The sequence below is a fragment of the Streptomyces siamensis genome (assembly GCF_039543605.1).
GTDB lineage: Bacteria > Actinomycetota > Actinomycetes > Streptomycetales > Streptomycetaceae > Streptomyces > Streptomyces siamensis.
Map to the genome: position 1 here is coordinate 136,013 of NZ_BAABKB010000009.1, position 24,739 is coordinate 160,751.

Annotated in this window: 23 protein-coding genes and 1 pseudogene; 12 read left to right on the plus strand and 12 right to left on the minus strand. The window is 71.0% G+C overall.

The features are described from left to right. Window positions 1–114 precede the first annotated feature (114 nt). The gene (gene glgX, locus ABEB03_RS16485; protein WP_345648662.1) at window positions 115–2,223 is read right to left on the minus strand and encodes a glycogen debranching protein GlgX; all 2,109 of its coding nucleotides are present in this window, start codon (window positions 2,221–2,223) and stop codon (window positions 115–117) included. 178 nt (window positions 2,224–2,401) lie between these two features. Between glgX and ABEB03_RS16490 the strand changes: the two genes are divergently transcribed. From ABEB03_RS16490 to ABEB03_RS16505, 4 genes are all read left to right on the plus strand, one after another. Then, entirely contained in the window at window positions 2,402–3,211 is an 810-nt protein-coding gene (locus ABEB03_RS16490) for a Tat pathway signal sequence domain protein (RefSeq protein WP_345648665.1), read from the plus strand. A gap of 56 nt (window positions 3,212–3,267) precedes the next feature. Then, entirely contained in the window at window positions 3,268–4,587 is a 1,320-nt protein-coding gene (locus ABEB03_RS16495) for a copper amine oxidase (protein WP_345648670.1), read from the plus strand. A 102-nt stretch (window positions 4,588–4,689) separates the two neighbouring features. Then, complete coding sequence (locus ABEB03_RS16500) at window positions 4,690–5,928, plus strand: SAV2148 family HEPN domain-containing protein (protein WP_345648748.1); 1,239 nt, start codon at window positions 4,690–4,692, stop codon at window positions 5,926–5,928. Window positions 5,929–6,055: 127 nt separating this feature from the next. After that, window positions 6,056–6,778, plus strand: a complete 723-nt coding sequence (locus ABEB03_RS16505) for a 3'-5' exonuclease (protein WP_345648673.1) — start codon at window positions 6,056–6,058, stop codon at window positions 6,776–6,778. A 77-nt stretch (window positions 6,779–6,855) separates the two neighbouring features. Here ABEB03_RS16505 and ABEB03_RS16510 read toward each other — a convergent pair whose 3' ends face one another. Then, window positions 6,856–7,719, minus strand: a complete 864-nt coding sequence (locus ABEB03_RS16510) for a phosphotransferase enzyme family protein (RefSeq protein ID WP_345648676.1) — start codon at window positions 7,717–7,719, stop codon at window positions 6,856–6,858. A gap of 209 nt (window positions 7,720–7,928) precedes the next feature. Here ABEB03_RS16510 and ABEB03_RS16515 point away from each other — a divergent pair, with 209 nt between their 5' ends. Genes ABEB03_RS16515 through ABEB03_RS16525 form a run of 3 tightly spaced genes read left to right on the plus strand, consistent with a single transcriptional unit; the run spans window position 7,929 to window position 10,974 of the window. Next, complete coding sequence (locus ABEB03_RS16515; protein ID WP_345648679.1) at window positions 7,929–8,864, plus strand: carbohydrate ABC transporter permease; 936 nt, start codon at window positions 7,929–7,931, stop codon at window positions 8,862–8,864. Then, on the plus strand, window positions 8,861–9,694 hold the full coding sequence (locus ABEB03_RS16520; protein WP_345648681.1) for a carbohydrate ABC transporter permease: 834 nt from the start codon (window positions 8,861–8,863) through the stop codon (window positions 9,692–9,694). Before ABEB03_RS16515 ends, ABEB03_RS16520 begins: the two co-directional genes overlap by 4 nt. After that, the gene (locus ABEB03_RS16525) at window positions 9,694–10,974 is read left to right on the plus strand and encodes an ABC transporter substrate-binding protein (RefSeq protein WP_345648683.1); all 1,281 of its coding nucleotides are present in this window, start codon (window positions 9,694–9,696) and stop codon (window positions 10,972–10,974) included. The genes ABEB03_RS16520 and ABEB03_RS16525 overlap by 1 nt, the downstream gene beginning before the upstream one ends. A gap of 51 nt (window positions 10,975–11,025) precedes the next feature. On the opposite strand, the gene ABEB03_RS45340 is transcribed toward ABEB03_RS16525, so the two are convergent. Beyond that, complete coding sequence (locus tag ABEB03_RS45340) at window positions 11,026–11,406, minus strand: DUF6336 family protein (protein WP_425589247.1); 381 nt, start codon at window positions 11,404–11,406, stop codon at window positions 11,026–11,028. Between the two features lie 79 nt (window positions 11,407–11,485). Between ABEB03_RS45340 and mgt the strand changes: the two are divergent. Further along, window positions 11,486–12,722, plus strand: a pseudogene (gene mgt / locus ABEB03_RS16530) (macrolide-inactivating glycosyltransferase). A gap of 79 nt (window positions 12,723–12,801) precedes the next feature. Here the strand turns inward: mgt and ABEB03_RS16535 are convergent. Further along, window positions 12,802–15,057: an MMPL family transporter gene (locus tag ABEB03_RS16535; protein ID WP_345648687.1), complete on the minus strand. Its 2,256-nt coding sequence runs from the start codon at window positions 15,055–15,057 to the stop codon at window positions 12,802–12,804. Window positions 15,058–15,329: 272 nt separating this feature from the next. Here ABEB03_RS16535 and ABEB03_RS16540 point away from each other — a divergent pair, with 272 nt between their 5' ends. After that, on the plus strand, window positions 15,330–15,878 hold the full coding sequence (locus ABEB03_RS16540) for a DUF1697 domain-containing protein (protein ID WP_345648690.1): 549 nt from the start codon (window positions 15,330–15,332) through the stop codon (window positions 15,876–15,878). Further along, window positions 15,871–16,248 carry a nuclear transport factor 2 family protein gene (locus tag ABEB03_RS16545; RefSeq protein WP_345648693.1) on the plus strand — a complete coding sequence of 126 codons (378 nt, stop codon included), beginning with the start codon at window positions 15,871–15,873 and terminating at the stop codon, window positions 16,246–16,248. The genes ABEB03_RS16540 and ABEB03_RS16545 overlap by 8 nt, the downstream gene beginning before the upstream one ends. Here the strand turns inward: ABEB03_RS16545 and ABEB03_RS16550 are convergent. The 3 genes from ABEB03_RS16550 to ABEB03_RS16560 are packed head-to-tail and all read right to left on the minus strand — an operon-like array spanning window position 16,229 to window position 18,472. After that, window positions 16,229–17,083 carry a transglutaminase-like domain-containing protein gene (locus ABEB03_RS16550; protein WP_345648696.1) on the minus strand — a complete coding sequence of 285 codons (855 nt, stop codon included), beginning with the start codon at window positions 17,081–17,083 and terminating at the stop codon, window positions 16,229–16,231. The genes ABEB03_RS16545 and ABEB03_RS16550 overlap by 20 nt on opposite strands. A gap of 34 nt (window positions 17,084–17,117) precedes the next feature. Beyond that, window positions 17,118–18,026 (minus strand): aldo/keto reductase, encoded by a 909-nt coding sequence (locus ABEB03_RS16555; RefSeq protein ID WP_345648698.1) that lies wholly within the window; start codon window positions 18,024–18,026, stop codon window positions 17,118–17,120. After that, the gene (locus ABEB03_RS16560; protein ID WP_345648701.1) at window positions 18,023–18,472 is read right to left on the minus strand and encodes a DUF3592 domain-containing protein; all 450 of its coding nucleotides are present in this window, start codon (window positions 18,470–18,472) and stop codon (window positions 18,023–18,025) included. The genes ABEB03_RS16555 and ABEB03_RS16560 overlap by 4 nt, the downstream gene beginning before the upstream one ends. Before the next feature lie 129 nt (window positions 18,473–18,601). Here ABEB03_RS16560 and ABEB03_RS16565 point away from each other — a divergent pair, with 129 nt between their 5' ends. Together ABEB03_RS16565 and ABEB03_RS16570 are read left to right on the plus strand one after the other, a co-directional pair. Continuing rightward, window positions 18,602–19,195: a TIGR03086 family metal-binding protein gene (locus ABEB03_RS16565; RefSeq protein WP_345648704.1), complete on the plus strand. Its 594-nt coding sequence runs from the start codon at window positions 18,602–18,604 to the stop codon at window positions 19,193–19,195. A gap of 148 nt (window positions 19,196–19,343) precedes the next feature. Continuing rightward, window positions 19,344–19,961, plus strand: coding sequence for a mycothiol-dependent nitroreductase Rv2466c family protein (locus ABEB03_RS16570; protein ID WP_345648708.1), 618 nt, complete (start codon window positions 19,344–19,346; stop codon window positions 19,959–19,961). Window positions 19,962–19,986: 25 nt separating this feature from the next. Here ABEB03_RS16570 and ABEB03_RS16575 read toward each other — a convergent pair whose 3' ends face one another. The 5 genes from ABEB03_RS16575 to ABEB03_RS16595 all read right to left on the minus strand — a co-directional run. Next, a complete protein-coding gene (locus ABEB03_RS16575) occupies window positions 19,987–20,733 on the minus strand; it encodes a sirohydrochlorin chelatase (RefSeq protein WP_345648711.1) in 747 nt (248 codons plus the stop codon). 7 nt (window positions 20,734–20,740) lie between these two features. Beyond that, on the minus strand, window positions 20,741–21,643 hold the full coding sequence (locus ABEB03_RS16580) for an ABC transporter permease (protein WP_345648714.1): 903 nt from the start codon (window positions 21,641–21,643) through the stop codon (window positions 20,741–20,743). After that, entirely contained in the window at window positions 21,630–22,418 is a 789-nt protein-coding gene (locus tag ABEB03_RS16585; protein WP_345648717.1) for an ABC transporter ATP-binding protein, read from the minus strand. Before ABEB03_RS16585 ends, ABEB03_RS16580 begins: the two co-directional genes overlap by 14 nt. A gap of 36 nt (window positions 22,419–22,454) precedes the next feature. Then, window positions 22,455–23,576: an aliphatic sulfonate ABC transporter substrate-binding protein gene (locus ABEB03_RS16590; protein ID WP_345648720.1), complete on the minus strand. Its 1,122-nt coding sequence runs from the start codon at window positions 23,574–23,576 to the stop codon at window positions 22,455–22,457. A 225-nt stretch (window positions 23,577–23,801) separates the two neighbouring features. Then, window positions 23,802–24,739 (minus strand): elongation factor 1-alpha C-terminal domain-related protein (locus tag ABEB03_RS16595; RefSeq protein ID WP_345648724.1); only part of this gene is annotated, 938 nt, incomplete at its 5' end.

Sequence of the window (24,739 nt, forward strand, 5' to 3'; positions counted from 1 at the left end):
GCATCCGGACGCCGGGCACCCGCACCCAGGCCCTTCACGCGCGTGCGCACCGGGAACGGTGCGCACGCGCGCGTGCCGGGCGTCGTGGACCCGGGCTGATCCGAACGAAGCCCCCTAGGCGGGCCGCTGAAGCACCGTCATGCTCCGGTCGACCAGCGTGAGCCGGTCACCGGCCTCCACCTTGGCGCCCGTGCCAGGAGCCACCCCCTCGGGGACGGCCGTGTCGACGACGACCTGCCACTGCCGTCCGTGGTCGAGCGGCACCACGAACTCCAGCGGCCGCGGCGAGGCGTTGAACATCAGCAGGAAGGAGTCGTCGGAGATGCGCTCCCCGCGCGGGCCGGGCTCCGAGATCGCGTTGCCGTTGAGGAACACCGACAGGGCCTGGGCCTGGGCGGAATCCCAGTCGCGCTGTGTCATCTCCTTGCCCTCCGGGGTGAACCAGGCGATGTCGGAGAGTTCGTCGTGCGTGCCCTGGACGGGCCGGCCGTGGAAGAACCGGCGTCGCCGGAAGACGGGGTGGTCCCGCCGCAGCCACACCATCGCCCGTGTGAAGTCCAGCAGCTCGCTGCCGTCCTCCGGCCACTGCACCCAGGACAGTTCGTTGTCCTGGCAGTAGGCGTTGTTGTTGCCGTCCTGGGTGCGGGCGAACTCGTCGCCGTGACTGAGCATGGGCACGCCCTGGGAGAGCATGAGCGTGGCGATGAAATTGCGGATCTGACGTCCCCGGAGGGCCAGCACGTCCTCGTCGTCGGTGTCCCCCTCGGCTCCGCAGTTCCAGGACCGGTTGTGGCTCTCGCCGTCGCGGTTGTCCTCCCCGTTGGCCTGGTTGCGCTTGTTGTTGTAGGAGACCAGGTCGTGCATCGTGAAGCCGTCGTGGCAGGTCACGAAGTTGATGGAGGCGAGCGGACGGCGGCCGTCGTCCTGGTAGAGGTCCGAGGAGCCCGTGAGGCGGGACGCGAACTCCGCCAGGGTGCGTGGCTCGCCGCGCCACAGGTCCCGGACGGTGTCGCGGTACTTGCCGTTCCACTCGGTCCACAGGGGCGGGAAGTTGCCCACCTGGTAGCCGCCCTCGCCGACGTCCCACGGCTCGGCGATCAGCTTCACCTGGGAGACCACGGGGTCCTGCTGGACCAGGTCGAAGAACGACGACAGCCGGTCCACCTCGTGGAACTGGCGGGCCAGCGTGGCCGCCAGGTCGAAGCGGAACCCGTCGACGTGCATGTCCGTGACCCAGTAGCGCAGGGAGTCCATGATCAGCTGGAGCACGTGCGGGGAGCGCATGAGGAGCGAGTTGCCGGTCCCCGTGGTGTCCATGTAGTAGCGGGGGTCGTCCGTCAGGCGGTAGTAGGACGCGTTGTCCAGGCCCCGGAAGGACAGCGTCGGGCCCAGGTGGTTGCCCTCGGCCGTGTGGTTGTAGACCACGTCGAGGATGACCTCGATCCCGGCCTCGTGCAGGGCCCGGACCGCCGACTTGAACTCCAGGACCTGCTGGCCCCGGTCGCCCCAGGAGGCGTACGCGTTGTGCGGGGCGAAGAAGCCGATCGTGTTGTAGCCCCAGTAGTTGTTGAGGCCCATCTCCACCAGCCGGTGGTCGTTCACGAACTGGTGAACGGGCATCAGTTCCAGCGCGGTGACGCCGAGTTCGGTCAGGTGTTCGATGATGGCGGGGTGGGCCAGCGCCGCGTAGGTCCCGCGCAGCTCGTCGGGCAGCTCCGGGTGCTGCATGGTCAGGCCCTTCACATGGGCCTCGTAGATCACGGTGTGGTGGTACTCGGTGCGTGGTCGCCGGTCGTCGCCCCAGTCGAAGTAGGGATTGACCACGACCGAGGACATCGTGTGGGGCGCGGAGTCCAGGTCGTTGCGCTTGTCGGGCGAGCCGAAGGGGTAGCCGTACACCTCCTCGCCCCACTTGATCGAACCGCTGACGGCGCGCGCGTACGGATCGAGGAGCAGCTTCGCCGAGTTCGTCCGCCGCCCCCGCTCGGGCGCGTACCGCCCGTGCACCCGGAAGCCGTACCGCTGGCCGGGCATGATCCCCGGCAGGTACGCGTGCCGGACGAAGGCGTCGGTCTCGCGCAGCTCCACCGCTGTCTCCGAGCCGTCGTCGTGCAGAAGACACAGCTCGATCCGGTCGGCGGCCTCCGAGAAGACCGCGAAGTTGGTGCCGGCGCCGTCGTACGTGGCGCCGAGTGGATATGCCTCTCCAGGCCAGACCTGCATGGATATGACTCTTCCAGTAGTGCCGAGCCCCTGGGGGCGAGTCCGGGCCGAGTCTCCCTGAAAGTGATGGAACCTCCTGTGACTTACATCCCTCTTACCCGGTGACCAGGCATACGGCGTATGCCGAACCAGTGGGGCTCGAACGACTCCTGACGACATGGGGGGAGTAGGGGGAAATGTGCGCAAGATAGTGCACCGCCATCTGGGCAAGGTGGTGGCGGGTGCGGCCATCGCGGTGGCGGGGACGGCCGTGATGGTCGGAATCACCCTTCCGGGCTCGGCGGGGGCCGAGGAATCGGGAGGCGCCAAGGGAAGCGGGGGGACCTCGCGGCAGGCGGCTCAGCAGGGACAGGGAGCGGTGCAGCCGGGCGTGGTCGAGCAGGCCCCGGACGAGGGCGAGAAGGGCAAGGGCCGCGACCCGCTGACCGACGACGAGACCGAGCGGGTGACGCGGATCGCGCTCAGCCGCCAGATGCTCACCGCCGGGGAGAACGTCGAGGGCAAGCGCGGCCCGCAGCGGCTCAGCGTGAACCTCGCCGAGCCCGAGGCGGACGAACTGGACGACCCGAACGCGCCCCGGCGCGCCGACGTCTCGTTCTACGACTACAAGAACGACACGCTCGTCACCCGGACCGTCAACCTCGACACGGGGAAGGTCGAGAAGACGGGCTCCCAGCACGACGTCCAGCCGCCGATCAGCCGCGACGAGATGACCGAGGCCGCCGAGCTGCTGATCGCCGACCCGCTCGGCGCGGGTCTGAAGGCCGACTTCAAGGACGCCACCGGCAAGGAACTGACCTCGCCCGGCCAGCTGGTGCTGAACAGCATGGTCTACCGCGCGACGCCCGGCGCCCAGCCGGCCGTCCTGGGCGCCTGCGGCGAGCACCGGTGCGTGCGGCTCTTCCCGAAGGTCAAGAACGGGCCCTGGATCGACAGCCGTGACCTGGTGATCGACCTGAGCGCCCGCAAGGTCGGCAAGCTCGGCTGACCGCGGCCTTCTCCGACTTCCCACACTTACTGCTTTCCGCAAGGAGTCACTTCTTCATGCGCGTCAACAGAAACAGCCGTGCTCGCAGCCGGACGGCGGTGGGCCTGACGGCACTGGCCCTGGCCGCCGGCGCGACGACGGCGGCGGGTCCGGCCGTGGCCCAGCCCGGGAGGGCCGCCGCGGCGGCCGCCGACTGCAGCGCGGCCTACCGGATCGAACAGAAGCTCTCCACCGGCACCACATGGCGGATGTGCTGGCACTACGAGAGCGAGGCCGGGCTCGTCCTGGAGAACATCTCGTACCAGCCGCCCGGCGAGGCCCAGCCGATCAAGGTCCTCAACACGGCGAAGCTCGCCCAGATCGACGTCCCGTACGACGACGGCTCGGTCGAGTACAGCGACCTCACCGGTGCCGGGTTCGGGCAGGGTCTGGTCGACATGGCGCCCGCCGAGTGCCCCGGCGGCACCATCAAGACGGTCAAGGTCCCCGACGCCTGGGACCCGCAGCACGCCGACGTCAAGGGCCTGTGCACCACGACCCGCTCGCGCGGCCACGCCTACCGCATGCAGGCCGACACGGGGAACAAGGTCTTCCAGAAGCAGGGCAAGGACCTGCTGGTCTACACGGTCAACAAGGTCGGCTGGTACGAGTACATCACCGAGTGGCGCTTCCAGGACGACGGCACCCTCAACATGAACGTCGGCGCCACCGGCAGCCTCTCGCCCGGTGACTACGACGCGGGCGACGGCCGTGGCTGGCCGCTGGGCAAGAACGCCAAGGACTACGCCACCAGTCACAGCCACAACGTCTTCTGGCGGCTGAACTTCGGCCTCGACGGCTCCTCCAAGACCAAGGTCGAGCAGTACGACTCCGCGGTCAGCCCGCCCGCGCAGGGCGCCGAGGCCCCGAGCAAGAAGACCACGCTCACGAAGGTCACCAAGGAACTCGCGGGCGACGCGAAGAACTCGCGCTGGTGGCGCATCGTCAGCAACAGCGGCAAGAACAGGGACAACCACGCGCGTTCGTACGAACTCGTGCCGGGCCCGACCACCAAGTACCTCGGGCGTAACTTCACGAAGCACGACGTCTACTTCACCGAGTACAACAAGTGCGAGCAGTTCGCCAGCGACAACCTGCGCAACTGCGGTGCCGGGCACGGCAAGTCCGTCGACAAGTGGGTGGACGGGCAGACCCTCACCCACCCCGTCGTCTGGGTCAACGTGGGATTCCACCACATCGCGCGCGACGAGGACCAGCAGCCCATGCCGGTCCACTGGCAGGGCTTCTCCATAACGCCGCGCGACGTCACAGCTATGAATCCGCTCACTCCGCCGGAGCTCGCGGACCAGAACGGCCATGTGGAACAGGGTCGTTGAGAAACGACCTGCGCATCGGGCTGCACCGCCCACCGCTCCCGGAGTACCCTTCCTTGATCGTTGACTAGGGGAGAGCTCGGGGGAGCGGAAGGCGGTGCGCGGGTGGGCTCGGGAGGGCTGGAGTTGCCTCCTGGTGACGAGGGTCACGAGGGAAACTCCACAGATGTCCCACCCGGCGCGGTGTCCCTGGCACGGCCGATGGAGATGGGATCCATCGGTCCGGAACTGGACTGGGGGGCCGACGCCTGGCGCGAGGTGCGGACGCGTGCCCAGCGCGCCGGACGCGCCTACATCTGGCTGAACCTCGTGGAACAGCGGCTGCGCGCGGTCGTGGCCGCTGTTCTGCGTCCCATCTACGAACCCGTCCACGGGGACGACTGGGTCGTCGCCGCCGCCGGTCCCGCGGGGCAGGAATGGGTGCAGCGCGCGGTCGCCGTACGCGAAGTCAGCCGCCGCAAGGGGTACTTGCTCGACCCCGCCGACGACAACGTGCTCAGTTTCCTGACGCTGCCGCAACTGCGCGAGCTGATGGTGCAGCACTGGCCGTGCTTCGAGCCCTACTTCGACGAGCGCCGGGACGTCGAACTCGCCCTGGACGAGCTGGAAGTGACCCGCAACGTCGTCTCCCGCAACCGCGCCCTGTCGGAGGCCGTCCTCAACCAGGCCGAGCGGGCCGCGGCCAGGCTTCTGGAGATACTCGGCGCCGGCAGTGACGTGCCCTCCGCGCGCCGGCTCCCCGTCGACGCCGTGGAGGACCTGGTCGGCGACCGGTACGCGGACGTGGTCGGGGTGCACCCGGACCGGGTGCGGCTGCTGCGCCAGTTTCCCGCCGAGGACCTCTTCGGCGGGGCCCGGCGCCTCGACGCCATCGGTATCGGCCTCAACCTGCTGGTGCAGAACTTCTCCGGCCGGCGCCTGGTGCGGCTGGCCGAGTCCGGCTGCCGGGTGCGGCTGCTGTTCCTCAATCCCGCGTCCAGCGCGGTCAAGCGGCGCGAGCGCGAGCTGGGCATCAAGCGCGGCGAGCTGAGCCGCAGCGTGGAGATGAACATCCTGCACATGCGCCGGGTGCGCTCCAAGCTGCGCGATCCGGGCGCCTTCGAGATCCAGGTCTTCGACGAGACGCCCCGCTTCACCGCCTATCTGGTGGACGGCGACGGCTCGGACGGCGTCGCCGTCGTCCAGTCGTATCTGCGCCGCACCCGGGGCATGGAGGCGCCGGTCCTCGTCCTGCGCGGCGGGGGACGGGTGGTCAAACCGGGCGACACCGGCGAGGAAGGGCTTTTCCCGACCTATCGCGAGGAGTTCGAGGTGGCTTGGGCGGATTCGCGTCCCGTGTCCTGAGGGTCGGGGACCCGGACGCGTGGAGCCCGCCGGCCCGGGTAAGCGGAAGGCCGTCCTCGGATTGTCAGTGGCTCATGGGATCGTGGAGACCACTGGGGGAAAGCACCACGAAGAAGGGGGGCCGCCCATGGGCTGGCACCGGGAGCTGCTGATCGGCTTCGACCTGGAGACGACCGGGACCGATCCGCGCGAGGCGCGCATCGTCACGGGCGCGGTGATCGAGGTCAGGGGCGGAGAGCCGCTGGGCCGCCGCGAGTGGCTGGCCGATCCGGGCGTGGAGATCCCGGTCGACGCGGTGGCGGTGCACGGGATCACCAATGAGCGGGCGGCCGCCGAGGGCCGGCCCGCGGACGAGGTGGCCGCCGCGATGGCGGACGTCCTCGTCTCGTACTGGAAGACGGGCGTCCCCGTCGTCGCCTACAACGCCGCCTTCGACCTGACCCTGCTCTCCGCCGAGCTGCGGAGGTACGGGCTGCCGTCGCTGCGCGAGCGGCTCGGCGGCGTCGACCCCGCCCCGGTCATCGACCCGTACACGATCGACCGCTCCGTCGACCGCTACCGCCGCGGCAAGCGCAACCTCGAAGCCGTCTGCACGGAGTACGGCGTGCCGCTCGACTCCGCCCACGACGCCTCCGCCGACGCGCTTGCCGCGGCCCGGCTCGCCTGCGCGATAGCCGGCCGCCACCCGAAGGTCGCGGGCCTCGGCCCGGCGGAGCTGCACCGCCGCCAGATCGAGTGGTACGCCGAGTGGGCGGCCGACTTCCAGAGCTTCCTGCGCCGCAAGGGCGACGCGGGCGCGGTGGTGGACGGCACCTGGCCGCTGCGCGACCTCGCGGACGAGCGCGTCTGAGGACGGCCGGGCGGCTCGTCCCGAGTCGCTCACCGCGTCGTGTCGCCGTCGCGCCCCGTGCGCACCGAGGCGTTCCGTCAGAAGGGGTACCAGCGCACGGTCTCGTCCCCGTCGCGCAGCGACGCCACCCGCCGCTCGAACTCGGCCAGGGCCTTGGGATTGGCCGGCGCGTGCTGGGCGACCCAGGCGCAGCTCGCGGTCTCCCGCGCTCCGCGGAGCACCGAGCACCCCTCCCACTCACGGACGTCCCAGCCGTACGTCCGGGTGAACGACTCGTACGCCTCGGCCGGCAGCCCGTAGCGGTCCCGGGACAGCGCCATCACCACCAGGTCGTGCTCGCGCAGATCGGCGGAGAAGGTCTCCAGGTCGACGAGGACGGGGCCGTCGGGGCCGACATGGACGTTGCGGGGCAGTGCGTCGCCGTGGATCGGGCCCGGTGGCAGATGCGGGGTGAGTGCTGCAGCGGCAGCCGCGAAGCCGTCGCGCCGCGCCCGCAGGTACGCCGCGTCCGCGGGGTCGACGGCCTCACCCGCGAGCCGCAGCCAGCGCTCCACACCGCCCAGCAGCTCGCGCGGCGGGAGGGCGAAGGAAGGCGAGGGCAGGGCGTGCACCACCCGTAGCAGTTCGGCCAAATCCCTCGGCTCCGCGGGGCGTACGGGGTCCGGCAGCCGGTGCCACACGGTCACCGGATGGCCGTCGGTCAGCAGGGCCTTCGGCTCGGCGGCGCGCACCGCGGGGACGCCCGCCTCGGCCAGCCAGGCGGCGATGTCCAGTTCGCGCCGGGCGCGGTCGAGGAGTTCGGCGTCGCGCCCGACCTTGACGACCAGGTCACCGGCGGCGAACACCGCGTTCTCACCCAGGGCGAGGAGCGTTGCGTCCCGTGCCGGGCCGGGCAGCACCCCCGCCCCGGCCAGTACGTCACGCGCCCGTGCCTCGTCCATCCGTCGCCTCCGTCCTTGTGCGGCACTCGTGCAGGTCCCGCGCAGTCCTCGCGTATGGCGTCGTGTTCACGCCATCCGTCGGCCAGTGTCGCATTCGCACAGGTCGGAGTGCGTGCACGGTGCCTTGACGGCCCACCCCTGCTTCACGACCATGACGGGGGCCGCCCGGGCGGCCAGACCCCCACGAGCCGCCCAAAGGAGCCGATTCCATGACATTGGCGACCGCGACGAGGCGGTCGGTGAAGCGTGCGCCCGTCCGCGCCGGCGGCCGCCGCGCGGCCGACCGCGGCGCCTGGTTCCTGGTCCTGCCCGCGCTGATCCCGATCCTGGTACTCAGCGTCGGACCCCTGCTCTACGGGATCGCGCTGGCCTTCACCGACGCGCAGTCCGGCCGGACCGCGGCCACGCAGTGGATCGGCACGCTCAACTTCCAGGACCTGCTGCACGACACGCTGTTCTGGGAGTCGTTCCGGATCGGTCTGCTGTGGGCGGTCGGCGTGACCGTGCCGCAGTTCCTCCTCGCCCTCGGGCTCGCCCTCCTCCTCGACCAGGACCTCCGGCTGCGCTGGCTCGCCCGCGCCCTCGCGATCATCCCCTGGGCCATGCCGGAGGTCGTCGTCGGCATCATGTGGCGGCTCGTCTACAACCCGGACGCCGGCATCATCAACGAAACCCTGCGCGACCTCGGCCTCGGCGACGGCCACGACTGGCTGAGCGGCCTCGGCACCGCCCTTCCCGCCGTGATCGTCGTCGGCGTCTGGGCGGGCATGCCGCAGACCACGGTCACGCTGCTCGCCGGACTGCAGAACACCCCGCGCGAACTCCACGAGGCCGCCGCGATGGACGGCGCGGGCGCCTGGCGGCGCTTCCGCACCGTGACCTGGCCCGCCCTGCGGCCGGTCGCACTCGCCGTCACCGCACTCAACTTCATCTGGAACTTCAACTCCTTCGCCCTGGTGTACGTGCTGACCAACGGCGGTCCGGGGGGCCGTACCCGGCTCCCGATGCTCTTCGCCTACGAAGAGGCCTTCCGCTACGGACAGTTCGGCTACGCGGCGGCGATGGGCTGTGTGATGGTCGCGGTGATCTCGGTGATCCTCGCCGTGCACCTCGTCGGCCGTCTGAGCGGGGGTGAGGACGCGTGAGGACCGGCAAGGGCGCCCGCGCGGGACAGTACCTCGCGCTCCTCGCCTATCTCCTCTTCCTCGCCTTCCCGTTCCTGTGGCTCGTCTCCACCGCGTTCAAACCGGCGCGCGAGCTGGCGAGTCTGCACCCCACCTGGATACCGAAGGACCCCACCCTCGCCAACTTCCGTCAGGCCTTCGACGAACAGCCGCTGCTGCGCGCCGCGCTCAACTCCCTGGTCGCGGCCCTCGGTGCCGCACTCATCGCCGTGCTGATCGCCACACCGATGGCGTACGTCCTCGCCCGGCGCCGCACGCCGCTCGCCAAGGCCGCCACCGGGTGGGTCGTGGTCAGCCAGGCGTTTCCGTTCGTGCTCGTGATCATCCCGCTCTTCCTGCTCCTGAAGAACCTCCGGCTGATCGACTCGGTGCCCGGACTGGTCATGGTCTACGTGGTGTGGGCGCTGCCGTTCGCGCTGTGGATGCTGGTCGGATACGTGCGGGCGGTGCCCGCCGAACTGGAGGAGGCGGCCGCGGTCGACGGCGCGGGCCGGGTGCGGACCCTGGTCTCGATCACCGCACCGCTCCTCGCCCCCGGCATCGTGGCGACGGCACTCTTCGCGTTCATCAGCGCCTGGAACGAGTTCTTCTTCGCGCTCGTCCTGCTGAAGACCCCGGAGAAGCAGACGCTGCCGGTCGTCCTCACACACTTCATCGGGGCGGAGGGGGTCGCGGACCTCGGCCCGCTGGCCGCCGCGGCGTTCCTGGCGACCCTGCCGTCACTGGTCGTCTTCGCGATCATCCAGAAACGGATCACGGGCGGCATGCTCGCCGGGGCGGTGAAGAGCTGATGAGGACGAGACTCCTGGTGATCCTGGCCGTCTTCGGCCTGCTGCTCACCGCGTGCACGGACAGCGGCCGCGACGCGCACGGAGTGATCACGCTCCGCTTCCAGTCCCTCGCCTGGCAGCAGGAGTCCGTCGCCGCCAACAAGGACCTGGTGGCGGAGTGGAACGCGACCCACCCGGACGTCAAGGTGAAGTACGTCCAGGGGAGCTGGGACAGCGTCCACGACCAGTTGCTCACGTCCTTCGAGGGCGGTGAGGCCCCGGACGTCATCCACGACGCCTCGGACGACCTCGCCGACTTCGCCTACGGCGGCTATCTCGCCGATCTGCGGGGGCTGCTGTCCGATCGCCTCAAGTCCGACATCCCGCAGCGCAGTTGGCGGACCGCGACCTTCGGTGACGGTATCTACGGCGTGCCGTTCCTCCAGGAGCCGCGGGTGCTGATCGCCGACGCCGGCCGGCTGCGGAAGTCCGGGGTGCGCATACCGACCCCCGAACGGCCGTGGAGCTGGGCCGAGTTCCGGCAGGTCACCAAGAAGCTCAGCGGGGACGGCAGGTACGGCGTCGCCTGGCCTCTCAAGGAACCCGTCTCCGCCACGCTCAACCTCTCCCTGTCGGCGGGCGGGCAGCTGTTCCACCGGGGCGCGGACGGCAAGGTGACCGTGCGTTTCGAGGCCGGCGACCAGCTCGTGCCACGCACGATCCACGACCAGGTCGGCACCGATCGCAGCGCCCCGGACTCGACGCTCGGCAGCGGTGGCTCGGACACGCTGCCCGGTTTCTTCGGCGGCAAGTACGCGATGGTCCCGCTCGGCTTCTCCTACCGTCAGCAGATCGTGCAGCAGGCGCCGAAGGGCTTCGACTGGCAGGTGCTGCCCGCCCCGGCCGGCGCCGACGGGCTCACCCAGGGCGTCAGCCCGCAGACCCTCTCGATCGCCGAGGACAGCCCGCACAAGAAGGAGGCGGCCGAGTTCGTCGATTTCCTGCTCCGGCCGAAGAACATGGTCCGGCTGGCGTTGGGCGACTGGATGCTCCCCACCGGCACCGAGGCCCTGAAGGACCCGGCCCTGCACACGGACAAGTACGGCTGGGCCACCGGCACCGCGCTCGCCGACCGGCTCAGCCCGGCCCCGGCCCAGTCCGTGCGCGGCTATCCCGAGTGGAAGGACAGGGTCGCCACCCCCGCGTTCCAGGAGTACTACAGCGGAGCGATCGGGCTGGGCGAACTGCGCCGCCGTCTGGAGAAGGACGGCAATCTGGTGCTGGCGCGCTACCAGCGCTGAGCGCCGGTGGCTCCGGGGCCCGCCGTGGCGCGCAGCCCCGGGGCGGCGCTGTCAGTGACCGTGGAGCCGGCTCCCGCAGGGCGCGCGGCCGGCCGGCCGGTACGGGCCGATCGCCGCCGTCGCCGCGACGAGCCCGAGCACGCCGAGCCGGACGCGGACCGGGGCCACGACCGTCGGCGCGGAGTGCTGTCCGGTGAGGGTCCGCCGGTCGCGGCAGCGCCTGATGCCGCCGGCGCACACGGCCCAGAAGCGGTGCAGGGCCGGACCGCGGCCAGACCCCACGGCTCGCCCGCGGCCGGAGCCGCAAGGTTCGCCCGCGCCCGGAGCCGCACGGCTCGCCCGCGGCCGGAGCCGGCAAGGTTCGCCCGCGCCCGGAGCCGCAAGGCTCGCCCGCGGCCGGGGCCGCACGGCTTGCCCGCGGCCAGGCGCCACGGCTCGCCCGCGGCCGGAGCCGCAGGGCTCACCCGCGACAGGAGCCCCAAGGCTCGCACGCGACAGGAGAGCAAAAGAATTGGACGAGACGTATCGTCTTGTTTAGTCTCGCTCCCATGACCACTCCCGCACACATCGCCATGTTCTCCATCGCCGCCCACGGCCATGTGAACCCGAGCCTGGAGGTGATCCGCGAGCTCGTCGCACGGGGGCACCGGGTCACCTACGGCATCCCGCCGGTGTTCGCCGAGAAGGTGGCGGAGACCGGGGCCCGGCCCGTGCCCTACACCTCCGTCCTGCCCGGCCCCGGCGCCGACCCGGAGGCCTGGGGGGCCACGCTGCTGGACAACGTGGAGCCGTTCCTGAACGACGCGATCCAGGCACTGCCCCAGCTGATCGCGGCCTACGAGGGGGACGAGCCCGACCTCGTCCTGCACGACATCGCCTCCTACCCGGCCCGCGTCCTCGCCCACCGCTGGGGGGTGCCCGCGGTGTCCCTCTCGCCGAACCTGGTCGCCTGGGACGGCTACGAGGAGGAGGTCGCCGAGCCGATGTGGGCGGAGCCGAAGCGGACCGAGCGCGGCCGGGCCTACTACGCCCGCTTCGAGGCCTGGCTGGCGGAGAACGGGATCACCCAGCACCCCGACCCCTTCGCCGGGCGCCCGGCCCGCTCGCTCGTCCTGATCCCCAAGGCACTCCAGCCCCACGCCGACCGCGTCGACGAACGGGTCCACACCTTCGTCGGCGCCTGCCAGGGCGACCGCACGGCGCAGGGCGACTGGCGGCGGCCGGCCGGCGCCGAGAAGGTGGCCCTCGTCTCGCTCGGCTCCGCCTTCACCAAGCAGCCCGACTTCTACCGGGAGTGCGTGGCGGCGTTCGGTGACCTGCCGGGCTGGCACCTGGTGCTCCAGATCGGCGAACACGTCGACCCGGCCGAACTCGGCGAGCTGCCGGGGAACGTGCAAGTCCGTTCCTGGGTACCACAGTTGGCGATCCTGAAGCAGGCCGACCTGTTCGTCACGCACGCCGGAGCGGGCGGCAGCCAGGAGGGACTGGCCACCGCCACGCCGATGATCGCCGTGCCCCAGGCCGTGGACCAGTTCGGCAACGCCGACATGCTCCAGGCGCTCGGAGTCGCCCGCCGGCTGTCCACCGAGGAGGCCACCGCCGAGGCCCTGCGCGCCACCGCCCTCGCCCTGGTGGACGACCCGGAGGTCGCCCGTCGGCTGAAGGAGATCCGGACGCAGATGGCCCACGAGGGAGGCACCCGGCGGGCGGCCGACCTCATCGAGGCCGAACTGCCCCGGCGCGCATAGGCGAAGGGCCTGCCGGTCCCCCTGAGGGAGACCGGCAGGCCCTTGTCCGAGCGCGGTTGCCGTCCGGTGGTGCCGCGGGCTACACCCCGGCCCGCTCACCCTCCCGGGCGACCGGCGGCGCCACCGGCTCCGGCGACTCGTCGTGCGTGAGGTCCGGCAGCCGGTGCATCCACTTCGGCAGGTACCAGTTGCGCTCGCCGAGCAGGGCCATCACGGCGGGCAGCAGCACACCGCGGATGATCGTCGCGTCGATGAGCACCGCCGCGGCCAGGCCCACACCCATCTGCTTCATGGACTGCATGGACAGCGTGCCGAAGATCGCGAAGACGGCGACCATGATGACCGCGGCGCTGGTGACCACACCCGCCGTGGTGACCACACCGTGCCGGATCGCGTCCCTGGTGGTGCGGCCCCGCAGCCGTGCCTCGCGGATCCGCGAGACCACGAAGACGTGGTAGTCCATCGACAGTCCGAACAGGATCACGAAGAGGAACAGCGGCAGCCAGGTGACGATGGCGCCGACGCCCTCCGCCCCCACCAGGGACGCCCCCCAGCCGTGCTGGAAGACGGCGACGAGGATGCCGTAGGCGGCGCCCACCGACAGCAGGTTGAGCAGGATCGAGGTGACCGCGACCGTCAGCGAGCGGAACGACAGCAGCATCAACAGGAAGGCGAAGACCACCACGAACGCGAAGACCGGGAGGACCGCGCCGCCGAGCTGGTCGTTGAAGTCGTGCGAGCCCGCGACCTGTCCCGTGATCGGTGCCTGGACACCGTCCACCTTGCCGAGCGTGGCGGGCCGTACCTCGTCGCGCAGCTTCTCCAGGCTGGCGCCAGCCTTGTCGAGGTCGGAGCCGCCGACCAGCGGGACGTACACGTAGGCGATGTTCTGCGCGTCGTGCAGCTTGATCTCGACGGGGCCGCGCGAGGCGCCCGAACTGATCGCCCGGTCCTTGAAGTCGGCGAGAGCGCTCTTCACCTCGGGGGCGTTGATGTCGGCGGCCTTGACGACGACCTCGGCCGGCTCGGAGCCGCCCGGGAAGGCGTCGTTGACCCGGTTGTACGTCTGCACGATCGGCAGGGAGTCGCCGAACTCCTGGTCCAGCGTGAGGTTCTGCGTCTTCATGCCGACCGCGGGAGCCGCGATCGCCAGCAGCGCACCGGCCGCCACCACCACGGAGACCACCGGCTTGGCGAGCACGCCGCGCAGGACGGCGGTCCAGAACCGGCTCTCGCCGTTGGTGCGCTCCGCGCGGCGCTGCATGGCCTTGTGCAGGAAGGGGATACGGCCCTTCTCGACCCGCTCGCCCAGCAGCGAGAGCAGCGCCGGCAGCACCGTCACCGACCCGACCATGGCGACCGCCACGACCATCAGCGAGGCCAGGCCCATCGCCTCGAACTCGGCGAGCCCGGTGAACAGCATGCCCGCCATCGCCACGCACACCGTGACACCGGAGACGACGATCGCACGGCCACTGGTGGCGGCGGCGATCCGCAGGGCGGCACCGGCGTCGCGGCCCGCCGCGCGCTCCTCGCGTTCCCGGCGCAGGTAGAACAGGCAGTAGTCGACACCGACGGCCAGACCGACCAGCAGCATCACGGAGTTGGCGGTGTCGCTCATCGGCTGGAGGTGGCTGACGATGCCCATCAGGCCCATCGTCGCCATGATCGCGGTGACGGCCAGTGCCACCGGCAGCAGCGCGGCCACCAGCGCGCCGAAGGCGATGAGCAGAATGCCGAGGGCCACCGGAACGGCGGAGTACTCGGCCTTCTGGAAGTCGTCCCCGAACGCGTCGTCGAACGTCTTCATCATGCTGGCGCCGCCGATCTCCTCGATCCGCAGCTCCGAGTGGTCCTTCTGCACGCGTTCGACGGCGTTCAGGACGGGCTCGACGCGGTCGCCCGCGGTGTCCGAGTCGCCGCGCATGTCGAACTGGACCAGCGCGCTCCGCCCGTCCTCGGAGATCGTCCGCGTGTCGTACGGCGACTGCACGTCGGTGACCTTGCCGGTCGCGTCGACGGCGTCGACGACCGCGCCGACGGCGGCCTTGAACGCGGCGTCCGTGGCCTTCGGGCCGCCGTCCTTCGACTGGACCAGGACGGTCTCGCTCGCCGGCTCCTCGATCCCCGCATCCTCGATGATCTTGGCGGCGGTGTGCGTCTCGCCCTTGAGCTGATCGCTCTCGCTGACGTCGACGCGGCCGGCGGCCGAGCCCAGCCCCATGGCCAGGACGACGAACAGCACCCATATCCCGACGGCCGCCCATCGGTGCCGGGCGCTCCAGCCGCCGGCCCGCGCGGCGAAGCCCCGCACCCGTGTGTCTCCGTTCCCCATGACGGGCAAGCCCCCTCGTGTGCGGCGACGGCCCCCTGCCGTCACCTTTCGATACGAAGGTATGGGCCGGATAAGCGCGTCTCGTCGTGCTGCCTGGTGAACCCCGGGGCCCGCGAGTCCTACCCGCGGACCCCGGCATCTCCGCACTGGGGAGGATGGAAGCCCCCTACATGTAAACCGACTTCTCGGGGATGTGGATCAGGGGCGAGCCGCTCCGGGCCCCCTCGCCGTCACGTCCGCCCGGCACACCGCGGCGGCCGTATGGTGTGCGGATGACGACGAGGTACGCGGCACTCCTGCGCGGGATCAACGTGGGCGGCGCCAAGAAGGTGCCGATGGCCGAACTGCGCACCCTGATGGAGGGGCTCGGCCACGGCGACGTGCGCACGTATCTGCAGAGCGGCAACGTCGTGTTCAGCAGCGATCGCGGCGACGAGGAGTCCCTCGCGGCACAGCTCGCCGAAGCCGTCGAGAAGCACTTCGGCTTCACCGTCGGCGTGCTGGTGCGCGACCACGCCTACCTCAAGGCCGTACGCGAGGCGTGCCCCTTCCCGGAGGCCGAGCTGGAGGCGAAGCAACTGCACGCCACCTACTTCTCCGGCCCCGTCGACGCGCAGCGCTTCGCCGCAGTCGCCCCGGACGCGTTCCTCCCCGAGGAGTACCGCCTCGGCGACCGCGTCCTGTACCTGTACACCCCCGACGGGCTCGGCCGCTCCAAGCTGGCCGAGGCACTGGCCCGGCCGAAGCTCCTCAAGGGGATCCTCGCCACCACCCGCAACTGGAACACCGTCGTCAAACTGGAGGAGCTGACCGGTGCTTGAGCGCAACGCCGCCGTCGAGGCGGCCATCGAGGGCGAGCTGCGCCTGCTGGACCCCGCGATCCGCCGGTCGCCCGAGCGGCTCGGGGCGCTGCTGCACCCCGAGTTCCACGAGTTCGGCTCCTCCGGCCGGCTGTGGGACCGCGCCTCGATCATCGCCGAGCTGACCGCTGTGCCCGGGGCGGGGACCCGTCCGATGACCGCGTCGCGGATGCGGGGAGTGCAGCTCGCAGCGGACCTGGTCCACCTCACCTTCGACACGGAGGGCCACAACGGCCGGCGCGCGCACCGCAGTTCGCTGTGGCGGCGGTCGGTGGACGGCTGGCTGCTGTACTTCCACCAGGGCACCCCGTTCAGCGTGGGCGCAGAGTGACCTTCCGTACGCCCTGATATGCGGTGTACGAGACGATCTCGTCCGGCACACGCAGCCGGGGGTCGCGGTACAGCCGGCGCAGTTCCTCCTCGGATCCGGCGGCGGCGACCGCGTCGGTCAACGCGAGATCCTCGGCGGTCAGCGACGCGTCGTCGAGGATCTCGGGGCCCCAGCCGTCCCAGGGCAGTACCTCGACGCCGTTGAGCGCGGCGAGATCGTGCAGGACGTTGCCGCGGACGTACCACAGACCCCTGATCTCCTCCAGCCGGCTGACACCGAAACCGGACGGGTCCGCGCGCCCGGCCCGGCACTCCCGCCAGGCCTGCCCCGCCACCACGAAGCGGTCCCTCGGGACGTCCAGCGGATCGAAGTCCACGTCGTAGGGCCCGTGGGCGATCTGCGCGTCCACGAGCCGCAGGCGTCCGTCCGGGAGGCGGTACTCGGTGACCCAGTGGTCCTCGTGGAAGCCCTCGACGAAGTACGTGGCGAACCCGCAGCGCAGCCGGGCGGGCGTGCCCGTCGCGCGCAACAACGAGCACAGCAGCAGCGAGAAGTCCCGGCAGGTCCCGACGAACCGCTCGGCCGGCTCCCGCCGCTCGGTCAGCGGACGGTCCGAGCGCTCGCCGAGCAGGCGCAGGATCTCCGTCACGTAGCGCGACTCGGCGTCCTCGTGCAGCCGCGCCTCGGGGAGGGTCACGCCGAAGCGTTCCCCCTCGCCCCGGTGGATGATCACGTCCCTGACGATGCGGGCGAGGCTGCCGGGGTCCCTGGGGAGCCCGGCGATGTCCAGGCCACCGGGATCGCTGAACACACTCTGTCTGCGGTGGAGGTCCATGCGCGGGACTCTGAGGTCTGCCCCAGGGGCAAGGTCAACCGAGGGAGCCGGGCGGGGTGTCCGCGAGGGCGTCGAGACGGTCCATGTCCTCGTCCGTGAGCCGGACCGCGCCCGCGTCCAGGTTCTCCTCCAGGTGGGCGAGGCTGCCGGTGCCCGGCGTCGGGCAGAGCACGGGGGAGCGGCGCAGCAGCCAGGCCAGCGCGACCTGCCCCGGCGTCGCCCCGTGCGCGGCGGCGATCCCCGCGCACACCGGGTCGGAGGTCAGCGAACCGTTGCCCAGCGGGAACCACGGCAGGAACGCGATCCCGCGCGCCTCGCACAGCTCCAACAGGGGCTGGGAGGCACGGTCGAGCAGGTTGTAGCGGTTCTGCACGGAGGCGATGTCCGTCAGCTCCAGTGCCGCCGCCAGCTGTCCGTCCGTGACGGTGTCGAGCCCGATGTGCCTGATCTTGCCCTCGGCGCGCAACTCGTCGAGCGCGCCCAGCTGTTCGGCCATCGGCACATCCGGGTCGAGGCGGTGCAGCTGGTACAGGCCGATGGTGTCGAGACGCAGCCGGCGCAGACTCGCCTCGCACATCGCGCGCAGCTGCTCGGGCCGTCCGGAGACGTGCCAGGCGCTGTCACTGGTGCGCACGACGCCGCCCTTGGTGGCGATCAGCAGATCCTCGGCGTACGGGTGCAGGGCCTCGGCGACCAGTTCCTCGGCGACCGACGGGCCGTAGTTGTCGGCGGTGTCGACGAGGGTGACGCCGCGCTCCACGGCCCGCCGCAGCACGGCCGTCGCGTCCCGGGCGTCACCGCGCGGACCCCAGTACCCGGGGCCGGTGAGCTGCGCGGTGCCGTACCCGAGGCGGCGCACGGACAGGTCGCCGCCGACGAGGAAGGTGCCCGTGCCGCTCTCGAGGCCGCCGCTGGTCTCGGTGTCGCCGGTGGACGTGCTCATGCTGCCGTTCCGATCTCGCGTGTGCGCCGTGCGACGGTGACCTGGTGGCCGATGACGAACAGCAGTCCTGCCGTGCCGAAGACCGCTCCCAGTATGTAGACCGGAAAGGTGTCGTCGCCCTGCGGGTAGTGGTCCTCGCACATGCGGACGATGTCGGGGTGCTCGCGGGCCGCCTCCAGGCAGACCCGGTCCCCGCGCCGGGGGTCCTGGAGACTGGTGTCGTAGCCCTTCTGGAGGGTGTGGCGCCGCCCGTCGACCGTGTAGGCGATCACCTTGCTCTTGTTGCCCTTGCCCACGTCGAGGAGCCGGGTGACGGTTCCGGTGACCTGCACCCCGGTCTCGTCGATGAGCCTGCCGCGCTGCCACTGGACGGTCGCGGAGTACACCGTGAAGGTGGTGAGGGCCAGAAAGGACAGGCCCAGGACGAGGGGCACCCATTTGCGCACGGCGGACAGCGTGGCACGGATCGGTGGGGAGTGCACCCATCCGTGTGAGGCTTTCGGCGCGCGGCCTTGCCCGGGAACGTGTCGCGTTTCTTCAAGAGGGCCCGACGCGGAGTCCCTAGCGTGGGACGCATGAACGAGCCGTACAAGAACGTGCATCCGTACATGGTCGAGTGCGCCACCGAGGCCGCCCGCGTCGCCCGCGGTGTCACGGCGGCGCAGCTGTCCGGGCCCACCCACTGCCCGCCGTGGGACGTCCGCGCCCTGGTGAACCACTGGGTCCTCTACACCTCGCACGGTCTGGAGCACCGGGCGCTGCGCAGGCAGCTCCCCGACGAGCTGACCACGCGGGACTTCACGGCCGACTCCGACTGGGCGCGGGCGTACGCCGACCAGCTCGACCGGGCCGTGGCCGCCTGGGACGACCCCGCCGTCTGGGAGGGCGAGGTCGATCTCGGGATGGCGAAGATGCCGGCCGCCGAACTCGCCCCGATGATCGTCAAGGAGATGGCGGTGCACGGCTGGGACGTCGCGACGGCCACCGGACAGCGGTTCCGGATCTCCGACGGCGCGGCCCGGCTGGTCCTGGACGTGGTCGACACGCACGGCGACCTCTACCGGCAGTACGACGGCTTCGCCGACCCGGTGGACGTGCCCGACGACGTCTCCGTCTTCGACCGCGCCCTCGCCCACAGCGGCCGGGACCCGCGGCTGTCCCAGGCCTGACGGGGGCCAGGTCCGCTGTCAGCCCCGAGGGAGGCCAGGAGGGGCAGGTCTGAGGGACCAGGTCTGACGGGACCCGCCCGATTGGACCAGGGAATCCGCGCCGTATTGGACCGTGATCCTGGGCCATCCGCGGACTAGCCTCGGCGCCATGACGACCACCGCACCCACTCGCGTCGACTTCTGGTTCGACCCGGCCTGCCCCTTCGCCTGGATCTCCTCCCGCTGGATGCTGGAGGTCGAGCGTGAGCGCCCGCTCGACCTCCGCTTCCACGTGATGAGCCTCTACCTGCACAATCTCGGCAACGAACTCCCGGACTGGTACCGGGAACTGGTCGACAGGTCGATCGGCCCGGTCAGGGTGGCGGTGGCCGCCGCCGAGCAGCACGGCGACAAGGTGCTGCGCGACCTCTACACCGCCTTCGGCACCCGTATCCACGAACGCCGCACGGAGGACTTCGACGCGGTCGTCGCCGAGGCCCTGGCCGAACTCGGACTCCCGGCCGAACTGGCGCACGCGGCGCACGATCCCGCGTACGACGAGGCGGTGACCCGCAGCCACGACGCGGGCAGGGAGCCGGACTCGGACACCTATGTGGGCACGCCCACGATCCACGTCGACGGGACCGTGTGGTTCGGCCCGGTGCTGCGCGCCGTCCCGCGGGGCGAGAAGGCGGCCGAACTCTTCGACAGCTTCCGGGTCCTCGCCACGCACCCGGACTTCTTCGAACTCAAGAGGACCCGGACCGGCGGACTCAGCTTCGACTGACCCCCGGCCCCGGCGCTTCGCCCACCTACGCGCCGAGCGCCGTCAGGACCGGCGTGCGGGCCGCGTCGTAGCGCTCCAGCAGGACCTCGGCCACCTCGGGGGCGGGACCGAGGACGTCGGCCAGGACATCCGCGTCGGCGGCGCCCCGGGCGATGCGGTCCGGCAGGAAGCCCGGCGCCAGCACGTACGGGGCGACCGCCACCCGGGCGCAGCCGGCGGCGCGCAGTTCGCGCACCGCGTCCTCGGTGCGCGGAAGAGATGCGGAGGCGAACGCAGGCCGCACGGCGCACCAACCGGTGTGCCGCCACTCCCGCGCGATTTCAGCGATCACTGCGATCGCCTCCGGGTCCGTGGACCCCGCCGAGGCCAGCACGACCCCGGTCGAGGACTTGTCGGCGGGGCTCAGCCCCGCCTCGTACAACCGTCGTTCCAGCGCCGCCGTCAGCAGCGGGGACGGACCGAGCACGTCGGCCTGGCGGACGCGCAGCCGGGAGGGGGCCTCCCGCAGGACCGCCGGAATGTCCGCCTTGGCATGGAAGGCCCGCGTCAGCAGCAGCGGCAGCGCCACCACGTCCCGCACGCCCTCGGCGGCGAGGGACTCCAGCACACCCTGCACGGACGGGATGTTGAAGTCCAGGAAACCGGTCTCCACGCGCAGCCCCGGACGCCGGGCCCGCACCTGTCGTACGAGGGCATGCACCGTCGCGGCATGGCGCGGGTCGCGGCTGCCGTGGGCGACGACGACGAGGACGGGGCTGGCGGGTCGGCGCATGTCGGACTCAGCTCTTGACCAGCAGACCGCGGCTGCGCAGCACCCACCGCTCCAGCGGGCTGAAGATCAGCAGGTCGATGGCGATACCGACGATCAGAATGAGCAGGATGGCGAGGAAGACCATGGACATGGAGCTGGCGGTGCGGCCGTTCTCCAGCAACTGGCCCAGGCCGACGCCCAGGTCGGGGGAGGAGGCGATGATCTCCGCGGCCATCAGGGAGCGCCAGGAGAAGGCCCAGCCCTGCTTCAGGCCCGCCAGGTAGCCGGGCAGCGCCGCCGGCATGACGATGTGCCAGGTGCCGCGCAGCCCGGTGGCGCCCATCGTGCGGCCGGCCCGCAGGAACAGCGGCGGTACCTGGTCCACGCCGGACACCAGGCCGTTGGCGATGGAGGGGACCGCGCCGAGCAGGATCACGGCGTACATCATCGAGCTGTTCAGACCCAGCCAGATCACGGCCGGCGGCACCCAGGCCACCGACGGCAGCGACTGGAGGCCGGACAGGATCGGGCCGATGGCGGCGCGCACGAACTTCACCCGCGCCACCAGCAGCCCCAGCGGTGTGCCGATGACCAGCGCCAGCAGGAAGCCGAGCAGGCCGCGCGAGACGCTCGTCCAGATGTAGCCGAAGAGCTTGCCCTGGAGCCAGGCGTCCTCGACCTCACCCCACACGTCCCCGGGGGAGGGCAGCTTGGTCGGGTCGTCGACGACCTTGAACGTGATCAGCGCCTGCCACACGACGAGGACGAGCGCGACGGCGACGACGGGCGGCAGGACCTTCTGGACGAGGGTCTGCCGCAACGGGGGTCGGCCCGTGTGGACCGTCTCCAGGGCGTCCAGGCCCGCCTCCAGACCCGCCAGGTCGTGGCTGTCGTCGACGGCCGCGGCGGACTTGGTCTCAGTGCTGGCCATGACGGCGGATCTCCCCACGCAGTTGTTCGGTGATCTCGACGGACAGCTCCGCCACGGCGGTGTCCTCGATGCGGCGCGGCTGCGGTATGTCCACGGTCCACTGGTGCGCGACCCGCCCCGGGCGCGAGGACAGCAGCACGACGCGCTGCGCGAGCCGCACCGCCTCGCGCACGTTGTGCGTGACGAACAGGACGGACAGCCGGGTCTCGCGCCAGATCCGGGTCAGCTCGTCGTGCAGCACGTCCCGGGTGATGGCGTCGAGCGCCGCGAACGGCTCGTCCATCAGCAGCAGCTGGCTGTCCTGGGCGAGCGCCCGCGCCAGCGCCACCCGCTGGCGCATACCGCCGGACAGCTCGTGCACCCGCTTCCCGTACGCGCCCTGCAGCCGTACGAGTTCGAGCAGTTCCTCGGCCTTGTCGCGGCGGTCGGCCTTGGCCACCCCCCGCAGCTTCAGGGCGAGTTCGATGTTCTTGCCCGCGGTCAGCCACGGGAACAGGGCGTGCTCCTGGAACATCAGGGCCGGGCGCCCGTCGGTCGTGATGCTGCCCGCGGTCGGCTCGTCGAGCCCCGCGACCAGATTGAGCAGCGTCGACTTGCCGCACCCCGAGGCCCCCAGGAGGGTGACGAACTCGCCCGGCGCGACATCCAGCGTGATGTCGTCGAGGACGAGCTGCTGCCCGGCGGGTCCGGCGAAGGACTTCGAGACGTTCTCGATCCGCGCGGCGTGCTCCACCGACGTCGTGACGTCGGCGGCCTTGGCGAGAGCTGTTGCCATGGTCGTCACCTCCTGGGAACTCATCGGTGTCCGGGCTTACTTGGCGCCGAGACCGGCGTCGTCGACCGAGCTCTCGCCCGCGGCCGACAGGACCTTGTTGAGCAGCGTCAGGTCGTAGATGCCGTTCAGGTTCGGCTTGTCCAGCAGACCGGCCTTCACCGCGTGCGCCGCCTCGGTGTTGAGGGTGGCGGCCAGCGGGTCATTGGTGATCTGGATCGACTTCCAGGCGGGGTCCAGGACCTCGGCCGGGAGCTCCTTGCCGGAGTCGACCTTGAGCTGCGCGTTGGCCGCGGCCTTCGCCTTGTCCGGGTTGGCGCCGATCCACTTGTTGGTCGCCACGGAGCCCTTGAGGACCGCCTCGACGACCTTCGGGTGCTCCTTGAGGAAGCTCTGCGACACGATGATGTTCGTGATCACGAACTTCTTGTCGGGCCACAGCGTGGACTCGTCGAGCAGCACCTTGCCGCCCTCGGCGACCAGCTTGGACGCGGTCGGCTCCGGCACCCAGGCACCGTCGATGGAGCCGGACTTGTAGGCGTCCGGGGTGATCTTGTTGTCCGTGCGGATGACCGAGACGTCGCCCTTGCCGCTGTCGGCGTCGACCTTCCAGCCCTGCTCCGCGATCCAGTTGAGGAACGCGACGTCCTGCGTGTTGCCGAGCTGCGGGGTCGCGATCTTCTTGCCCTTGACGTCCTTCAGGGACTTGATCTTCTTCGGGTCGACCACGAGCTTCACGCCGCCGGACGCCGAACCGCCGATGATGCGCAGGCTCTTGCCGTTGGACTTGGTGTAGCCGTTGATGGCCGGCGAGGGGCCGATCCAGCCGATGTCGATCGAGCCCGAGTTCAGCGCCTCGATCTCGGAGGGACCGGCGTTGAAGGTGGTGTACTCGGCCTTGGTGGCGCCGAGTTCCTTCTGGAAGAGGCCCTCGTGGCGGCCGACGAGCGCGGTCGCGTGGGTGAGGTTGCCGAAGTACCCGATCTTCACGGAGTCGAGACCGTCGATCTTCTCGGACCCGGCGGCGACCTTCTCCTTCTCGGAGGTGTCGTCCTTCGCCTCGGAGCCGTAGCTGCACGCGGCGAGAGCGAGAAGGGGGAGCGCGGCGGCGACGGCGAGGCCGCGGCGGAGCAAGGCGGAGCGGTTGCGGTTGGCAGGCACGGGAGGTGTTCCTCTCGTTGGCCCGGCGGTCACGGTGTCTCAGGTCGTGGCCGGGAGGTCGGCAGGTCTTCGTCTGTGCAGGCGGTGGGGGGTGAGGGCGCGCAGGCAGTGCGCGTACGTCATCGCGCACATCGCGCCACCCCGCCCTGCCCGCTGCCGAGGGCGCCGCTGCCGACGCGGCCGCCCTCCTTGGCGAACGTGGAGTAGAAGTCGGTGGACGTCATGTCAGAAGTCCCACCCGTCGTCGTCGGCCTCGTCCTTGACCGGCTGCGGCGCGGCGAAGGACTCGCCGACCATGCCCGCGGTCAGGGTGGTTCCGTCGGCGGGGTCGATCAGGATGAACGCGCCGGTGCGCCGGGAGTCGGCGTACGAGTCGACGGGCAGCGGCTCCGCGGTACGGATCTTGACGCGGCCGATGTCGTTGGCGGCGAGCTGACCGGGGTGCGGGTGCAGCGACAGGTCGTCGAGGGTCAGCCGGGACGGGATGTCCTTGACGATCGCCTTGACCGTGCGGGTGCCGTGCTTGAGCAGCACCCGGTGTCCCACGGTGAGCGGCTGGTCGGCGACGTGGCACACGGTCGCCTCGATGTCCTGCGTGGTCGGCGGCGCGTCCTTGCTCGGCACGATCAGGTCGCCGCGCGAGATGTCGATGTCGTCCTCCAGCAGGAGGGTCACCGACTGCGGCGTCCACGCGACGTCGGCGGGCTCGCCCAGCACGTCGATCCCGGCGACCTTCGAGGTGCGCCCGGAGGGCAGCACGGTCACGCTCTCGCCGACACGGAAGGCACCGGCCGCGATCTGGCCGGCGTAGCCCCGGTAGTCGGGGTGTTCGGCGGTCTGCGGGCGGATCACGTACTGCACGGGAAGCCGGGCGTGGCAGTGCCCCAGGTCGTGGCTGACCGGCACGGTCTCCAGGTGCTCCAGGACCGTCGGCCCGCCGTACCAGTCCATGTTGGCGGACGCCTCCACCACGTTGTCACCGGCGAGCGCCGAGATCGGGATCGCGGTGATCTCCGGGACGCCCAGCTCGGAGGCGTACGCCGTGAACTCCTCGGCGATCGCGGCGAAGACGGACTCCTGGTATTCGACGAGGTCCATCTTGTTGACGGCGAGGACGACGTGGGGGACGCGGAGGAGGGCGGCGACGGCGGCGTGGCGTCGGG

What these genes read in the sequence shown, in the direction of transcription:
- ABEB03_RS16580 (WP_345648714.1), bottom strand. Translation starts at nt 21,643, where the DNA reads ATGGCCAGCACTGAGACCAAGTCCGCCGCGGCCGTCGACGACAGCCAC.
- ABEB03_RS16505 (WP_345648673.1), top strand. Translation starts at nt 6,056, where the DNA reads ATGGGCTGGCACCGGGAGCTGCTGATCGGCTTCGACCTGGAGACGACC.
- glgX (WP_345648662.1), bottom strand. Translation starts at nt 2,223, where the DNA reads ATGCAGGTCTGGCCTGGAGAGGCATATCCACTCGGCGCCACGTACGAC.
- ABEB03_RS16575 (WP_345648711.1), bottom strand. Translation starts at nt 20,733, where the DNA reads ATGCGCCGACCCGCCAGCCCCGTCCTCGTCGTCGTCGCCCACGGCAGC.
- ABEB03_RS16495 (WP_345648670.1), top strand. Translation starts at nt 3,268, where the DNA reads ATGCGCGTCAACAGAAACAGCCGTGCTCGCAGCCGGACGGCGGTGGGC.
- ABEB03_RS16540 (WP_345648690.1), top strand. Translation starts at nt 15,330, where the DNA reads ATGACGACGAGGTACGCGGCACTCCTGCGCGGGATCAACGTGGGCGGC.
- ABEB03_RS16585 (WP_345648717.1), bottom strand. Translation starts at nt 22,418, where the DNA reads ATGGCAACAGCTCTCGCCAAGGCCGCCGACGTCACGACGTCGGTGGAG.
- ABEB03_RS16535 (WP_345648687.1), bottom strand. Translation starts at nt 15,057, where the DNA reads ATGGGGAACGGAGACACACGGGTGCGGGGCTTCGCCGCGCGGGCCGGC.
- ABEB03_RS16550 (WP_345648696.1), bottom strand. Translation starts at nt 17,083, where the DNA reads ATGGACCTCCACCGCAGACAGAGTGTGTTCAGCGATCCCGGTGGCCTG.
- ABEB03_RS16565 (WP_345648704.1), top strand. Translation starts at nt 18,602, where the DNA reads ATGAACGAGCCGTACAAGAACGTGCATCCGTACATGGTCGAGTGCGCC.
- ABEB03_RS16570 (WP_345648708.1), top strand. Translation starts at nt 19,344, where the DNA reads ATGACGACCACCGCACCCACTCGCGTCGACTTCTGGTTCGACCCGGCC.
- ABEB03_RS16515 (WP_345648679.1), top strand. Translation starts at nt 7,929, where the DNA reads ATGACATTGGCGACCGCGACGAGGCGGTCGGTGAAGCGTGCGCCCGTC.
- ABEB03_RS16555 (WP_345648698.1), bottom strand. Translation starts at nt 18,026, where the DNA reads ATGAGCACGTCCACCGGCGACACCGAGACCAGCGGCGGCCTCGAGAGC.
- ABEB03_RS16510 (WP_345648676.1), bottom strand. Translation starts at nt 7,719, where the DNA reads ATGGACGAGGCACGGGCGCGTGACGTACTGGCCGGGGCGGGGGTGCTG.
- ABEB03_RS16525 (WP_345648683.1), top strand. Translation starts at nt 9,694, where the DNA reads ATGAGGACGAGACTCCTGGTGATCCTGGCCGTCTTCGGCCTGCTGCTC.